Source organism: Streptomyces sp. GB4-14 (assembly GCF_022696125.1).
Classification (GTDB): domain Bacteria; phylum Actinomycetota; class Actinomycetes; order Streptomycetales; family Streptomycetaceae; genus Streptomyces; species Streptomyces werraensis.
Window position 1 is genome coordinate 1,214,341 of the sequence record NZ_RZHO01000002.1, and the last position, 16,164, is coordinate 1,230,504.

General features: G+C 67.2%; 4 protein-coding genes and 1 pseudogene. All 5 read left to right on the forward strand.

Annotated elements, in window-relative coordinates; genetic code table 11:
• Nucleotides 1-196 precede the first annotated feature (196 nt).
• The 5 genes and pseudogenes from ELQ39_RS06720 to ELQ39_RS06740 all read left to right on the forward strand — a co-directional run bounded on the left by ELQ39_RS06720 (nucleotide 197) and on the right by ELQ39_RS06740 (nucleotide 15,967).
• Nucleotides 197-6,532: a protein kinase domain-containing protein gene (locus tag ELQ39_RS06720; protein ID WP_242595556.1), complete on the forward strand. Its 6,336-nt coding sequence runs from the start codon at nucleotides 197-199 to the stop codon at nucleotides 6,530-6,532.
• Between the two features lie 379 nt (nucleotides 6,533-6,911).
• Nucleotides 6,912-8,315, forward strand: a pseudogene (locus ELQ39_RS32670) (helicase-related protein); the annotation flags it as partial.
• Between the two features lie 1,211 nt (nucleotides 8,316-9,526).
• The gene (locus ELQ39_RS06730; RefSeq protein ID WP_242591355.1) at nucleotides 9,527-13,624 is read left to right on the forward strand and encodes an Eco57I restriction-modification methylase domain-containing protein; all 4,098 of its coding nucleotides are present in this window, start codon (nucleotides 9,527-9,529) and stop codon (nucleotides 13,622-13,624) included.
• A 151-nt stretch (nucleotides 13,625-13,775) separates the two neighbouring features.
• Nucleotides 13,776-14,876 (forward strand): adenine-specific methyltransferase EcoRI family protein, encoded by a 1,101-nt coding sequence (locus ELQ39_RS06735; RefSeq protein ID WP_242591356.1) that lies wholly within the window; start codon nucleotides 13,776-13,778, stop codon nucleotides 14,874-14,876.
• On the forward strand, nucleotides 14,873-15,967 hold the full coding sequence (locus ELQ39_RS06740; protein WP_242591357.1) for an HNH endonuclease family protein: 1,095 nt from the start codon (nucleotides 14,873-14,875) through the stop codon (nucleotides 15,965-15,967). The genes ELQ39_RS06735 and ELQ39_RS06740 overlap by 4 nt, the downstream gene beginning before the upstream one ends.
• The last annotated feature ends 197 nt before the right edge of the window (nucleotides 15,968-16,164 follow it).

Here is a 16,164-nt window from a genome sequence, read left to right on the forward strand (position 1 = left end):
ACGACTACGAGGTTCACGCACGCCCAGTGTGTTGACACCCTCAACACATAGACGTGGACTGCCCGTACGGGCTAAGGTGTACGCTCCAGCAAGATGTACCCATCTTGCACGAGACGGGCGTCATGGGGAGGGGTAAGTGGGGTTGGGGACAGTCGGCGGACGTTTCCGCATCACGGGCGTGGTCGGGCGCGGGAACATGGGCGAGGTGCACCGGGCCGAGGACCTCGAGGCCGCCCCGGACTCCCCGCACCGGCAGGTCGCCGTCAAGACCCTGCTGCGCAGCCGCACCGGAGGCGCGATCGACGCCTCCGGGTCGGGTAAGGAGACCGCCCGTTTCCGCCGCGAGGTGCGCATCATGCGCATGCTCTCCCAGGGACACCCGAACCTGACCCTCCTGATCGACGGCGGCGTGGACGACACCGCGGACGGCGGCGGACTGCCGTACCTGGCGATGGAGCTGCTGGACGGCAGTCCGCTCGCGGACCTCATCGACGAGGAGCCCCAGCTGCCGGTCTCCTGGGTCGCCGCCATCGGTGCGCAGATCGCGTCCGGGCTCACCGCCGCGCACACCGCCGGGGTCGTCCACCGCGACCTGAAGCCGGCCAACGTGATGCTGACCGGTGACGGCACCGTCAAGGTCCTCGACTTCGGGATGGGCTCGATCGTCGACGACCCCGACCAGACGCGACTGACCAGCACCGGCGTCAGCCTCGGCACGGCCCGCTACATGGCGCCCGAGCAGTTCCGCGCCGAGCAGGTCTCCGCCTCGGCCGACCTCTACGCACTCGGCTGCATCCTGTACGAACTGCTCATCGGCCGTCCGCCGTTCTCCGGCCGGACCCATTACGAGATCTCCGAGCAGCATCTGCGTGAACTGCCCCCGCAGTTGACGCTGGTGCGTCCGGATCTGCCTGCCGCTCTGGTCCGGCTGGTGGAGCGTTTGCTGGAGAAGGACGCCGAACACCGCCCGGAGAACGCCGCGTTGGTCCGCGAGGTGCTGGTCCCGCTCGCGCTCTCCCACGACCCGACGGCCGCCCTGCTCGCTCCGCACTGGCAGGAGTCCGACCCGGTGGCGCGGCTGCGCGCCCTGCTCCCCGAGCGGGCCCCCACCGTACCCGCGCCCGCGCCGCGCAGGCAGCCGCGTCTGCCGGAGGCGATGGACGTCTTCGGCATCCACGCCGACCTGATCACCGAGTACGAGAGCTTCACCAAGAGCGGCACGGTGATCCGGGACGCGCGCATCGAGGGCTTCGTCGCCGACGATCTGCGGGCGAAGTCGCAGTGGCCCGACCCGTGGCTGTCGCTGAACCCGTTCTTCGCCGACGGCGGCCAGGTGACCGATCTGGTGCGGGACGGCATCCTGCACCCGAGGTGCGCGGAGATCTTCCAGGCCGGCAAGAAGGAGACGTCGGCGCGTCCCGACGGACGGCCGCTGACCTTCCACCTGCACCAGCGCCAGGCGATCGAGGCCGCGCAGGCGGGCGACTCCTACGTGCTGACCACCGGCACCGGTTCCGGCAAGTCGCTGTCGTACATCGTGCCGATCGTCGACCGCGTCCTGAAGGAGCGTGAGGCGGCGGGACCGAACGCCGAGCGCCGGGTGCGGGCGATCGTCGTCTACCCGATGAACGCGCTGGCCAACTCGCAGCTCGGGGAGCTGGAGAAGTACCTGCGCCACGGTTTCGGGAAGGGCCGCGAGCCGGTCACCTTCGCCCGGTACACCGGTCAGGAGTCCAGCGAGGAGCGCCGTGAGCTGCGCAAGAACCCGCCGGACATCCTGCTGACCAACTACGTGATGCTGGAGCTGATGCTGACCCGGCCGGACGACCGGGACAGCCTGATCCGCATGGCGGAAGGCCTTCAGTTCCTCGTCTTCGACGAGCTGCACACCTACCGGGGCCGGCAGGGCGCCGACGTGGCGTTCCTGATCCGCCGGGTCCGGCAGGCCTGCCGGGCGTCGGAGTCCCTCCAGTGCATCGGCACCTCGGCGACCATGTCGACCGAGGGCACCTGGGACGACCAGCGGCGTGAGGTCGCCAAGGTCGCCAAGCGGCTGTTCGGCACGACGGTGCTGCCCGAGCGGGTCATCGGCGAGACTCTGGTGCGGGCCACCGACGAGGCGCCGGAGTCCGTGCCCGCCGAGCGGCTGCGGGTGCCCTCGGCGCCCCGGTCGTACGAGGCGCTGACGAAGGACCCGCTGGCGCGCTGGGTGGAGTCGCGGTTCGGGCTGGAGCGGGAGGAGGGCACGGGCCGGCTGCGCCGGCGTGCCCCGGCGACCGTCGAGGAGGCGGCGGCGGAGCTGTCCGCCGTGTCCGGTGTCGCCGAGGAGACCGTGCGGGAGGCGATCCGCACGACGCTGGAGGCGGGCGCGCAGGCCAAGCACCCGGTGACGGAGCGGCCGCTGTTCGCGTTCCGGCTGCACCAGTTCCTGTCCAAGGGCGACACCGTCTACACGACGCTGGAGGACCCGCTCACCCGGCCGCTGACCCGCATCTATCAGCTGGAGCAGCCGGACAGCGGCGGCAAGCCGCTGTTCCCGCTGGCGTTCTGCCGCGAGTGCGGCCAGGAGTACCTGACGGTCTGGCGCACCGAGGACGGCGGCGCCTTCCGGTACGAGCCGCGCCGGGACACCTCCGCCTCTGGGGGACGCGCGGGCGAGGGCTACCTGTACCTCGGCATGCCCGGGCAGGACTACGAGTGGCCGGCCGATCCGCAGAAGGCCGTGGACGACCGCCGACTGCCGGAGTCATGGCTGGAGCCGGACGCGAACGGCGGGATGACCGTCAAGAAGTCCTACCGCCCCCGCCTGCCGAAGCGCGTCGTCGTGGACGCCCACGGCAACGAGTCCGGGGAGGGCCTGGTGGCGGCGTTCGTGCCGGCGCCGTTCCTCTTCTGCGTGCACTGCCAGGTCAGCTACGAGCAGACGCGCGGTCGGGACTTCGCCAAGCTGGCCACCCTGGACCAGGAGGGGCGTTCGTCCGCGACCTCGCTGATCTCCGCGTCGATCGTGAAGTCCCTGCGGGCGGTGCCCGAGGACAGCTTGGGCAAGGAGGCGCGCAAGCTCCTCACCTTCGTCGACAACCGGCAGGACGCGTCGCTGCAGGCAGGGCACTTCAACGACTTCGCCCAGGTGACGCAGTTGCGTGGCGCGCTGTACCAGGCGGCGGTGCAGGCGGGTGAGGACGGGCTGCGCCATGACGACCTCGCGGAGGCCGTCACCGAGGTGATGGGCCTGACGCCCCGCGACTACGCGGCGGGCACCAACCTGCCTCCGTCCATGGAGAAGCGGGCGGCGAAGGTGTTCCGGGACGTCGTCGGGTACCGCCTCTACCGCGACCTGGAGCGCGGCTGGCGCATCACGATGCCGAACCTGGAGCAGACCGGTCTGCTGCGGATCGACTACGAGGACCTGGCCTGGGTCGCCGCCCAGCCGGACCGCTGGCAGTCCGCGCACGCGGTGCTGCGTGACGCCGACCCGGAACTGCGCGAGGAGATCGGTCGCACGCTGCTCGACTACATGCGGCGTGAACTCGCCATCGACGTGCAGTACTTCCGCGACGACTTCGACACCTTGCAGCGGGCGAGCGAGGAGCGGCTGACCGGGCCGTGGGTGCTGAGCGACTCGGACCAGCCGACCGTCGGCACCGCCTACCCGTACGGCTCGCGGCCCGGCATGGAGCGGTCCGCGCTGTTCCTGTCGGCGCGCGGCAAGTTCGGCAAGTACCTGCGGCGGAATCTGCCCGCACTGCGCGAGGCGTCCATCACGCTCGACGACGTCCAGTGCGTCATTGAGGACCTGTTGAAGGTGCTGCGGGACGCCGAGCTCGTGCGTGAGGTGGAGGCGACCCCTGAGCGATCGGGGCCTGCCTTCCGCCGCCGCGCGTCGGAGAAGCGCACCGGCTACCGGGTGGCGGCCGCCGCGTTGATCTGGCGGGCCGGCGACGGCGAGCGGGGCGCGGTCGACCCGCTGGCGCGCACGTACAGCAGCGGCGAGGGACCGCGCGTCAACCCATTCTTCCGCGACCTGTACCGTACGGCGGCGGCCGAACTGGCCGGCCTGTTCGCGCGGGAGCACACCGCGCAGGTCACGCCGGAGGACCGGCTGGAGCGCGAGCGGCAGTTCCGTGACGCCGAACTGCCGCTGCTGTACTGCTCGCCGACGATGGAGCTGGGCGTGGACATCTCCTCGCTCAACGCGGTGATGATGCGCAACGTGCCGCCGACCCCGGCGAACTACGCGCAGCGCTCGGGCCGGGCGGGCCGCTCCGGCCAGCCCGCGCTGGTCACCACGTACTGCGCGACGGGCAACAGCCACGACCAGTACTACTTCCGGCGTTCCCAGGACATGGTGTCGGGGCAGGTGGCCCCGCCGCGCCTGGACCTCGCGAACGAGGACCTGGTCCGTTCGCATCTCCAAGGCATCTGGCTGGCGGAGACCGAGATGAAGCTCGGTGCCGCGATCCCGGACGTCATCGACGTCGCCTACGACCCGGACGGCGACGACCGCCCCGATCCGCAGATGCCGCTGCCGCTGCTCGACCGGATCCGTGACCTGTCCCTGGACGAGGGCGCGCGCCGGCGTGCGGTCGCCGCCGCCCGTACGGTCCTTGCCCCGCTGATCGCGGACTTCGAGGCGACGACCTGGTGGTACGACGAGTGGATCGAGGACCGGATCGAGCGGGCCCCGGCGAAGTTCGACGCGGCGTTCGACCGGTGGCGGGACCTGTTTCGGGCGGCGGTCATCGACCAGTACGAGCAGAACAAGCGGGTCGTCGACCACACCCTCTCCCCCGGTGAGCAGGCGCGGGCGCGCACCCGCCGTCGGGAGGCGGAGACGCAGACGAACCTGCTGCTGAACCGCTCCACCGACAGCAAGTCGGTGATGAGCGACTTCAACCCGTACCGGTACCTGGCGTCCGAGGGGTTCCTGCCCGGCTACAGCTTCCCGAGGTTGCCGCTGGCCGCGTACATCCCGCGTTCCGGCAACCGCCGCAATGCCGACGGCGACTATCTGCAGCGGCCCCGGTTCCTCGCGATCCGCGAGTTCGGCCCCGGCGCGCTCATCTACCACGAGGGCGCCCGCTACCAGGTGACCCGGGTGCAGCTGCCGCCTGACGCCTCGGGCGACCTGGCCACGGCGGAGGCCCGGCGCTGTGACGCCTGCGGCTACCACCACGACGTCAAGGCGGGTTCGGACCTGTGCGCGATGTGCGGCGAGCCGCTGCGCGGCAAGCGCACGGGCCTGCTCCAGCTGCACACCGTGTACACCACCCCGCGCGAGCGGATCTCCTCCGACGAGGAGGAGCGGCGCAGGGCCGGTTTCCGCCTGGAGACGTCGTACGCGTTCCAGGACCACGGCGCCCGCAAGGGCCGTCTCACCTCGCACGTCAGCGACGGGGACGGCGCGCCCGTCCTCGACCTGGACTACGGCGACTCGGCGACCGTCCGCATCACCAACCTGGGCCGGGTCCGCGACAAGGAGGGCGAGCCGGACGGCTACTGGCTGGACCTGGGCGACGGCCGCTGGCTGAACGACCGGGCCGCCGCGGACGCCATCGAGGGCACCGGCATGCCGGTGGTCGACGAGGACGGCAACGAGAAGCGCCGCAAGAAGCGGGTCCTGCCGTACGTGGAGGACCGCCGGAACATCCTCGTGGTGACGCTGGACGAGCCGCAGCCGGAGCCGGTGGCGCTGTCGTTCCTGTACGCCCTGGAGCGGGGCATCGAGGCGGCGTTCGAGCTGGAGGACTCCGAGCTGACGGCGGAGCTGCTGCCCCCGGAGGACGGGCCGCGCCGCCGCATGCTGTTCACGGAGGCCGCGGAGGGCGGCGCGGGCGTGCTGCGCCGCATCCAGCACGAGAAGGACGCCCTCGCGAAGGCCGCCCGGACCGCGCTGGAGATCTGCCACTTCGACCCGGACACGGGCGAGGACCTGGGCGGTCCCTCGGAGCACGAGAAGTGCGCCCGCGGCTGTTACACCTGCCTGCTGACGTACGCCAACCAAGGGCACCACCGGCAGCTGAGCCGGCACACCGCCCGTCCGCTGCTGCTGCGTCTGGCCGGCGCCCGCACCGAGCGGGAGGACCGGGGCGAGTCGCGCAGCGAGGCGTTCCGCAGGCTGGTCCCGGCGGTGACGGCCGCCGGCACGGGCGGCACCACGGCGGCCGCGGAGACTCCCGCCGCTGCCGAGGACTCCCCCGTGTCCGTGCCGACGCCGCTGGAGACGGACCTGGCGGCGCTCGTCGCGCAGGGCGATCTGGTCGGCTGGCTGAAGGCGAAGGGCTACCGGCTGCCGGACGAGGTCGACGTGTTCGTCGACGCGGCGGCGGCCCGGCCCGACCTGGTGTTCCGCCTGGACGGCGTCCACCTCGCCGTGTTCGTCGACACCCCGGACCGGCCGGCCGACTCCTCCCGTGACGTGGAGGCCGGCTACCGCCTGGAGGAGGCCGGCTGGGACGTGGTGCGCTTCCCGGCGGACGCGGACTGGGACGCCGTCGTCGAGCACCACGCCGCCTACTTCCACCTGCGCTGACCGTTCCGCGCCCCCTTTCGACCTCCCGACGTATCGATCCGAGGAACTGAGACATCCCATGAGCCCCACGTACACAGCCGGCTCGCTGGTCGCGGCCCGTGGCCGGGAATGGGTGGTGCTGCCCGAGAGCGCCCCCGACATGCTGGTGCTGCGCCCGCTGGGCGGGAGCGAGGACGACATCGCGGCCGTCTTCCCCTCGTTCGAGGAGGTGCGCCCCGCCGAGTTCGCCGCGCCGAGCCCGGACGACCTGGGCGACCAGCGTGCCGCCGGTCTGCTGCGCACGGCGCTGCGCATCGGGTTCCGGTCGGGCGCGGGCCCGTTCCGCTCGCTGGCGTCCATCGCCGTCGAGCCCCGCGCCTACCAGCTGGTGCCGCTGCTGATGGCGCTGCGGCAGCGCACGGTACGGCTGCTCATCTCGGACGACGTCGGCATCGGCAAGACGGTCGAGGCGGGGCTGATCGCCAAGGAGCTGCTGGCGCAGGGCGAGGCGACCCGGCTGGCGGTGCTGTGCTCCCCCGCGCTGGCCGAGCAGTGGCAGGGCGAGCTGCGGGAGAAGTTCGGCATCGACGCGGAGCTGGTGCTGGCGTCCACGGTGTCGCGTCTGGAGCGGAACCTGGAGCTGGGCCAGTCCCTCTTCGACCGGCACCCGTTCACCATCATCTCGACGGACTTCATCAAGTCGACCCGTCACCGTGAGGACTTCGTCAAGCACTGCCCCGACCTGGTGATCGTCGACGAGGCGCACACCTGTGTGGCCGCCGACGACCCCGCGCAGGGCGGCGCGTCCTCCGCGACGAACCAGCTCCGCTACGAGCTGCTGCGCAAGGTGTCCGCCGACGCCGACCGCCACCTGCTGCTGCTGACGGCGACCCCGCACTCCGGCAAGGAGTCCGCGTTCCGCAACCTGCTCGGCCTGGTGCGGCCCGAGCTGGCGACGCTGGACCTGGAGACGCCGGCGGGGCGGGCGAAGCTCGCCGAGCACTTCGTGGCCCGCAAGCGCGCCGACGTGCGCGACTACCTCACCAAGGAGGACGGTCTCGCCGACGACTCCCTGGCGGAGCGGACCGCTTTCCCGTCCGACCGCTGGACGAAGGATGAGCCGTACAAGCTGACGCCCGCCTACCGGGCGCTCCTTGACGACGCGATCGCCTACGCCGCGGACCGCGTCCACGCGGCCGGCGAGCAGGGCAAGCGGGAGGCCCGCATCGCCTGGTGGTCGGTGATCGCCCTGCTGCGCTCCATGGTGTCGTCCCCGGCCGCCGCCGCGCAGACCTTGAAGACGCGCTCCGAGTCCGCCACCGCCCGCACCGCGCAGGAGGCGGACGTGCTGGGGTCCCCGGTGGCCGCCGACTCCGCCGAGAACGACCGGCACGAGGGCATGGACGTGGCGCCCGGCGCCGCCGAGTCGGAGGACGCGGGCGCCCGCCTGCTGGAACTCGCCGGACGTGCCGAGGAGTTGATGGGTCCGGCGGGGGACGCGAAGCTGAAGGCGCTGACCAAGCACCTGAAGGACCTGATCGGCAAGGGCTACAACCCGATCGTCTTCTGCCGCTACATCCCCACGGCCGACTACCTCGCCCAGCAGCTGGACGGCAAGCTCGGCAAGAAGACGAGGATCGCCGCCGTGACCGGCACGCTCTCCCCGCAGCAGCGGCTGGAGCGGATCGAGCAGCTCGCCGCCGAGGAGGGCGGCGACCCGTCCGTGCGACGCGTTCTGATCGCCACCGACTGCCTCTCCGAGGGCGTCAACCTCCAGCACCACTTCGACGCCGTCGTCCACTACGACCTGGCGTGGAACCCGACCCGCCACGACCAGCGCGAGGGCCGCGTCGACCGGTACGGGCAGAAGCGCGACCAGGTCCGCGTCATCACGATGTACGGCGAGGACAACGGCATCGACGGCAAAGTCCTGGAGGTGCTGTTCAAGAAGCACCGCCAGATCAAGAAGGACCTCGGCATCTCCGTCTCCGTCCCCGACGAGACCGCCAGCGGCGTCACCGACGCCGTGGTGGAGTGGCTGCTGCTGCACGGGCGGCAGGGCAGCCAGGAGAGCCTGTTCGAGATGGACGCCCATCAGGAGTCGTTCGACCGCATCGAGCGGGAGTGGACGTCGGCCGCCGAACGGGAGAAGACCTCCCGTTCCAAGTACGCGCAGCGTGCCATCCACCCGGAGGAGGTGGCCCGCGAGGTCGCCGCCGTACGGGCCGCGCTCGGCGGTGCGGAGGAGGTGCGCGAGTTCACGCTGGAGGCGCTGCGGGACCTGGACGCGCTGATCCGCGACCCGCGTGACGGCAGTGGTGACTTCACCGCGCAGGTCGGCGGCACCCCGGCGGGACTGCGGGACGCGCTCGCGGCCACGCTGGGCAACCGGCTGGTCGAGGAGGACCGCGAGATCCCGTTCCGCACCACGCCGGCGATCGGCCGCGGCGAGGCCGCCCTCGTCCGCACCGACCCGGCGATCGGGGCCATCGCCTCCTACGTCCTGGACTCGGCGCTGGACGAAAAGGCGCTGGGTCCGCGCCCGGCCCGCCGCTGCGGTGTGGTGACGACGGACGCGGTCAGCGTCCGCACCACGCTGCTGCTGGTCCGCTACCGCTTCCACCTCACCCTGCCGTCCCGTTCGGGTGAGCGGCAGGTGGTTGCCGAGGACGCGCGGCTGCTCGCCTACGAGGGTCTGCCGCAGCGCGCCCGCTGGCTGGACGACGACGCGGCCGCCGCGCTGCTCGGGGCCCGCGCCACCGCCAACACGCACGAGCTGGCCGCCCGCAAGGCCATCACCCGCGCGCTGGAGGGCCTGCCCGGCCTCGCCGACCACCTCACCGAGTACGGCACCCGTCTGGCCGCCGAACTCGACGCCTCGCACCGCCGCGTGCGCAAGGCCAACGAAGAGATCGTCCGCGGTCTGAAGGTCGTCCCGCAGGAGCCCGCCGACGTCCTCGGCGTGTACGTCTACGTGCCGCCCGCCGCCTCTACCGTGTACGGAGCCGAAGCCTGATGTCCGCCGCCGCCACTCGCACCGCCCTGGCCTTCACCGCCGTCACCACGGTCGGCGGTCTGCTCCCCGCCGACATGCTGCTGCGCATCGCCGAGGCGCGGAACCTGCCGGGCACCAAGCCCGCCGACTACGGCCTGCCCGCGTCCGTGCCCGTGCGGGACGAGGCCGAGCGTGCCTGGGAGTACCTCAAGCCGCTCTGGCGCGAGCTGCGCGCCGCCCTGCCCTCGGACCCGGTCACGGGCGCGCCCTCCGCCGACCCGACGGGCCGCGCCGGCTCCGACTGGCTCGCCCAGCTCTTCCGCAAGCTGGACTTCGGTGCGCTGACGGAGGTCGGGGCGGCGGGCATCCCTGCCGACTCGGACCCGGAGAAGCGGTTCCCCGTGTCGCACCGGCACGGTCCCGCGCTGGTGCATCTGGTGCCGTGGAACCAGGAGTTGGACAAGCGTCCGGCGGCCGGTCAGGTCCCGGCGCAGTCGATGCTCCAGGACTGCCTGAACCGTACGGAGACCCACCTGTGGGCGGTGCTCACTAACGGGCGCCGGCTGCGGCTGCTGCGGGACTCGTCGTCCTTCGCGACGGCGGCGTACGTCGAGTTCGACCTCGAGGCGATCTTCGACGGGGAACTGTTCAGCGAGTTCGTGCTGCTGTACTGCGTGCTGCACGCGTCGCGGTTCGCTGTGCCGGAGGGGGCGGCGCCTTCGGGGTGCTGGCTGGAGAAGTGGCGGGCGGAGGCCGTCACGTCGGGGGCGCGGGCACTGGACCAGCTTCGGCTGGGCGTGCAGAACGCGCTGACCGTGCTCGGGACCGGGTTCCTGCGGCATCCGGAGAACGTCCGGTTGCGGGAGGACGTGGACCCGAAGGCACTGCGGGATGCGCTGCTGCGGCTGGTGTACCGGTTGTTGTTCGTGTTTGTGGCTGAGGACCGGGACGCTCTGCTCGACCCGAACGCGGGTGAGCGGCAGCGGGAGGCGTACGAGCGGTACTTCTCGTCGGCGCGACTGCGGGAGCGGGCCCGGCGACGGCAGGGCACGGCACATGGCGACCAGTACGAGGCGTTGCGGATCGTTCTTGACGCGCTGGGTAAGGAGGGGGGCCGTCCTGAGCTGGGGCTGCCCGGCCTCGGTGGTCTGTTCACGCACACGGAGGCCGACGCGCCGCTGGACGGGCTGAAGCTGTCCAACGAGTCGCTGCTGGCTGCCGTGCGGCATTTGGCTCAGGTGCGGGACCCGGGTGCGCGGCGGTGGCGGTCCGTCGACTACCGGCACCTGGACGCGGAGGAGCTGGGCTCGGTCTACGAGTCGCTGCTGGAGCTGGAGCCGAAGCACTCGGCTGCGGACCGGACCTTTGAGCTGATCGAGGTCGCGGGCAACAGCAGGAAGACTACGGGTAGTTACTACACCCCGTCGTCGCTGATCGAGTGCCTGTTGGACACGACGTTGGATCCGGTCATAGACGACGCGGTGAAGCGGGGCGAGCAGCGGGCCACTGAGGCCTGCCGGCCCGACCCGGCCGACGACATCGTCGACGAGCTGCTCTCCCTGACGGTCTGCGACCCGGCTTGTGGTTCCGGGCACTTCCTGGTCGCCTCGGCTCGGCGTATCGCCAAGCGGGTGGCGTCGGTGCGCGAGCGCAACCCGGAGCCTACGGTCGACGCGGTACGGCACGCCCTGCACGAGGTCATCGCGCGCTGCATCTACGGGGTGGACCTCAACCCGATGGCGGTGGAACTGGCGAAGGTCTCGCTGTGGCTGGAGGCGCTGGAGCCGGGGAAGCCGCTCGGGTTCCTGGACGCCCACGTCAAGCACGGCAATGGTCTGATCGGCGCGACGCCCAAGCTGTTGGCGGAGGGCGTCCCGGACGACGCGTTCAAGCCGATCGAGGGGGACGACAAAAAGTATGCGGCCGGACTGGTCAAGCGGAACAAGGCTCAGCGCGGTGGCCAGGACGAGCTGCTCTTCGACACGGACGTCCTGCCCGGCAATGACCAGTACGCCGCCGAGCTGGCCCGGATCACCGCCGCCCCGGCCGACTCTCTAGAGCAGGTGCGGGCTCAGGAGTCCGCGTACCGCGCCTACGTCGAGTCCACGACGTACATCCAGGACTTGCACGCCGCTGACGCATGGTGCGCCGCGTTCGTCTGGCCCAAGCGGGAGGGAGCGCCAGAGGCGCCGACCGACCAGGTGTTCCGCGCGCTGCGCGGGCGTGACCAGTCTGCGGTGCCGGAGGCCACGCACGCCGAGATCATGAGTCTGCGGGATCAGTACCGGTTCTTCCACTGGCACCTTGAGTTCCCGGAGGTGTTCGGCGTCCAGGAATCGGTGATGGGCATCCAGCAGGGGACGGGTTGGGTCGGCGGGTTCGACGCGGTGGTGGGGAATCCTCCGTGGGAGCGGGTGAAGCTTCAGGAGCAAGAGTTCTTCGCGCAGCGCGACACTGAAATCGCGAACGCCAAGAACGCAGCCGCCCGCAAGCGTCTGATCGTGACGCTTCGTAGCGACCCTGACCGCGCGCATCTCGCTGCGGAATTTGAGGCCGCTAAACGGCGCGCGGAAGGGGAAAGCCACTTCTTGCGCGTTAGCGGCCGCTACCCGCTCACAGGTCGAGGGGACATCAACACGTATGCCGTCTTCACGGAGACCGACCGCATATTGACGGGAAACCGAGGGCGCACGGGAGTGATTGTTCCGACGGGAATCGCAACAGACGACACTACACAGTACTTCTTCAAGGATTTGACCAGTCACGGCGCATTGGCATCTCTTTACGATTTCCGCAACGCTGGGTTTTTCGCAGATGTCGCCGGCGCCCAAGGCAACCGGTTTTGCCTGCTCTCCCTCACCGGACGGAAAAACGAAAATCCAATCGACATCGTCTTCCGAGCAACGAGTTTGAGCGATCTTGAAGACCCTAAGCGTCACGTGCATATCACAAATCAAGAGATCAACATCCTCAACCCAAACACCGGAACCTGCCCGATCTTCACAAATCACCGCGACGCCAAAATTACGCTTGACATTTACCGCCGGACACCGGCGCTACTCACGGAGCCCGGAACGGTAAGCGGTGATCCCTGGGGCGTATCTTTCATGACCATGTTTCACATGGCCAACGAATCTGACCTCTTCCGCCCCTCCGCCGCTAACCAAGAAACCCTTGAGTCGATACTGATCGACGGTTGGCGTTTTGACGGCAGTTCTCTAGTAAGAAACGACGAACGCCTCCTCCCTCTTTACGAGGCGAAAATGTTTCACCTGTACAATCACAGATTCGGCGACTACCAGCTCGCAGATGGAGAAACCGGAAAGGCAGTTCGTCAACTTCCGACACCATCCGTCGAAATGCTGGATGATCCGACACACCTGCCGCAAGGCCGCTACTGGGTACCCGAAAGCGAAATTGCTGAGAAGCTTGGGCGAAATAAATGGGACAGGGAGTGGTTCTTCGCGTTCCGTAAGATTACGAGCTCAACAGATGAGCGTACGTTCATCGGGTCCATCATGCCGCGCGTCGGCCTAGGCGATTCAGGGAACATCATCATCTCGCGCGAGAGCCCAAAGAAGACGGCAACCCTGGCAGCCCTTCTGTCGAGCATGATGCTTGACTATATCGCCCGTCAGAAAATCGGCGGCGTGAACTTCAACTACTTCATTGTAAAACAGCTGCCAGTGCTTCCCCCTGACTCAGTGGAACCTCACATGGATTTCATCCTCACCCGATTCCTTGAGCTCACGTACACCGCCCGCGACTTGACTGCCTTCGCCCGCGATCTGGACGACACAGGAGAGCCGTTCCGCTGGAACGACCATCGCCGCGCCCAACTGCGCGCCGAGCTGGACGCTTACTTTTTCCACCTGTATGGAATCAGTCGCGAGGACACTGACTACATTCTTGAGTCTTTCCAGACAGAGAGGGGAGGCCTTAAGAACAACGAAATTGCCAAGTTTGGTGAATATCGCACCAAGCGACTGGTTCTCGCCGAATACGACCGCATGGCCACTGCCGGCCTGACTCTGGAAACCCCGCTCGCTGAGGGCGAATTCGGCACCTACCGCTCCACCTTGACCCCGCCGCCGGGCGAGGGCCCTCGCCACGGTTGACCTGCTTATACAACACCTCAGCCGATCGGAAACTCATCGAATAATCGAGGTCAACCCTTGCAATGTCCCACCGCGCCGATAGGGTGAATCCGCAGATGCATCCCTTAAACGAGAAACGCGATAGAGCACTAGGTGAACGGACCGAATAAATATGGCGTCAAAGCGGCAGAGTCTCGGTGATGCCAAACTGGCCAAGCTGGATGAGTTCTACACACAGCTATCCGACATCGAGAAGGAGGTTCGACACTACAAGAAGCACTTCAAAGGTAAGGTCGTCTACCTTAACTGCGATGACCCTCGCGCATCTCAGTTCTTCCACTACTTCAGCTACAACTTTGAGAGACTTGGTCTGAAAAAACTTATTGCCACCTGTTATAAAAGCCAAGACATGGACCTGTTCTCCGCGGGGGATAGCGAGAGAGCCATCTACCTGGAATACACAGGTGACAAGGATGGTGATCGAATTCCGGGCCGTAATGAGATCGAGGTGAAGTGCCTCAACGGTGACGGGGACTTTCGCTCCCAGGAGAGCATCACTCTCCTTAAAGAAGCCGACATTGTCGTAACCAACCCTCCCTTCTCCTTGTTCCGCGAGTACGTCGCGCAGCTAATGAAGTACAACAAAAAGTTCCTGATCATTGGGAACATGAACGCAGTCACGTACAAGGAGATCTGGCCCTACATCCAGCAGAATCGAATCTGGCTCGGCGTCACCCGCACCGGCACCGGGCAGATGTGGTTTCGCATCAAGAACGACGCGCCGGTGAAGAAGGGGCAGCGCGTCGATGAGAACGGCGACCGCTACCAGACCATTGGCCACTCAGCATGGTTCACGAACCTTGATCACTCAAAGCGGCACGAGGAGCTCACGCTCTATCGCACTCACGCCCCTGACGCCTACCTCTCCTACGACAACTACAACGGCATCGAGGTTGGCAAGGCTGTCAACATCCCCGTTGACTGGGAGGGGGTAATGGGTGTGCCGATCACCTTTCTTGGTAAATACAATCCCGACCAGTTCGAGATAGTAGGGATCGCTAAGGCCCCGCTAGGAGAGCCGTCTAAGATCTATCCGAAGCAGACACAGGTCAGCGCGAACGGCGCGCGGAGCACGGTCACGAAGCTTAATGATGGTCCTGCCCTAAAAGTGGAGACGCCGCCGACCGACAAAACCTACTACGAAATCGATGGCGAGTACTACGTCCAACTGTACGCACGCATTCTTATCCGACACAAGAGAGTGATCGCATGAAAATCGATCTCAAAAATATCCGGGTGCGCGACCTCGTCGAAGGCTACGAGGATAATGACGAGTTGGGCGTGAGGGCCTATGGTGACAAGCTCGACGTACGTCCGCCTTATCAGCGTGAGTTCGTCTACAAGGACAAGCAGCGCAATGCCGTCATAGAGACACTGCGCCGGGGTTTCCCGTTGAACGTCATGTACTGGGCTGTGCGTCACGACGGCACCTTCGAGGTGATCGACGGGCAGCAGCGCACCATCTCGATCTGCCAGTACGTTGAGGGCGACTTCTCAATACCAATTGACGGGCACCGGCTTGCTTTCCATAACTTGCAGCAAGACCAGCGAGAACAGATCCTCGACTACGAGCTTATGGTCTACATCTGCGAGGGAACCGATTCCGAAAAGTTAGAATGGTTCAAGACGATCAACATTGCTGGCGAGGAGCTCACCGATCAGGAGCTGCGCAACGCTGTCTACCATGGTGTCTGGGTCTCTGCGGCTAAGAAGTACTTCTCGAAGAACAACTGCCCTGCCCACGCTATCGCGTCCAATTACATGACGGGATCGCATATCCGGCAGGACTATCTCGAGACAGCCATCAAGTGGATTAATAATGGTGACGTCGACGGGTACATGGCCAAACATCAGCATGACGCCAGCGCCGAAGCGCTGTGGCTGTACTTCCAGGATGTCATGAAGTGGGTAAAGACAACCTTCCCCAAGTGGCGCAAGGAGATGCGCCCTGTCCAGTGGGGGTTTCTTTACAATGAGTTCAAAAACGCTGACCTTAATCCGACTGAGCTGGAAGCCGAGATTTCCAGGCTCATGCAGGACGAAGACGTCACCAAAAAGAGTGGTATATATATCTACGTCCTTAATCGGGAAGAGCGTCATCTGAGCATCCGCTCGTTTACCGACAATCATAAGCGCGAGGCGTACGAGCGACAGAAAGGCATCTGCCCTGTCTGTAAGAAACATTTTGAGCTCACCGAGATGGAGGCGGATCACATTACGCCTTGGCATGCCGGCGGACCGACCATCCCAGCAAACTGCAAGATGCTCTGCAAGAACGACAATCGCAGGAAGGGTGGAGTCTAACCTCATTCCTCACATGATCAACAGCGTGCGATCCTCCAGGCCCTCTGACGATTCTCCGAGCTGAGACGAGTCGGACATGGACGCCCGCTAGACGATACTTCGCAATGAGTTCGTGCTACCGGTATCGCAGGACGTGGACCCCGTCGGCCAGGTCTTCACTCAAGCTCATTTGAAGATTGGCGAAGGAGACACCATCG

Bases quoted from the DNA above. Each gene is read 5' to 3' on its own strand.
- ELQ39_RS06740 (WP_242591357.1), top strand. From the start codon at position 14,873: ATGAAAATCGATCTCAAAAATATCCGGGTGCGCGACCTCGTCGAAGGC.
- ELQ39_RS06735 (WP_242591356.1), top strand. From the start codon at position 13,776: ATGGCGTCAAAGCGGCAGAGTCTCGGTGATGCCAAACTGGCCAAGCTG.
- ELQ39_RS06730 (WP_242591355.1), top strand. From the start codon at position 9,527: ATGTCCGCCGCCGCCACTCGCACCGCCCTGGCCTTCACCGCCGTCACC.
- ELQ39_RS06720 (WP_242595556.1), top strand. From the start codon at position 197: ATGGGCGAGGTGCACCGGGCCGAGGACCTCGAGGCCGCCCCGGACTCC.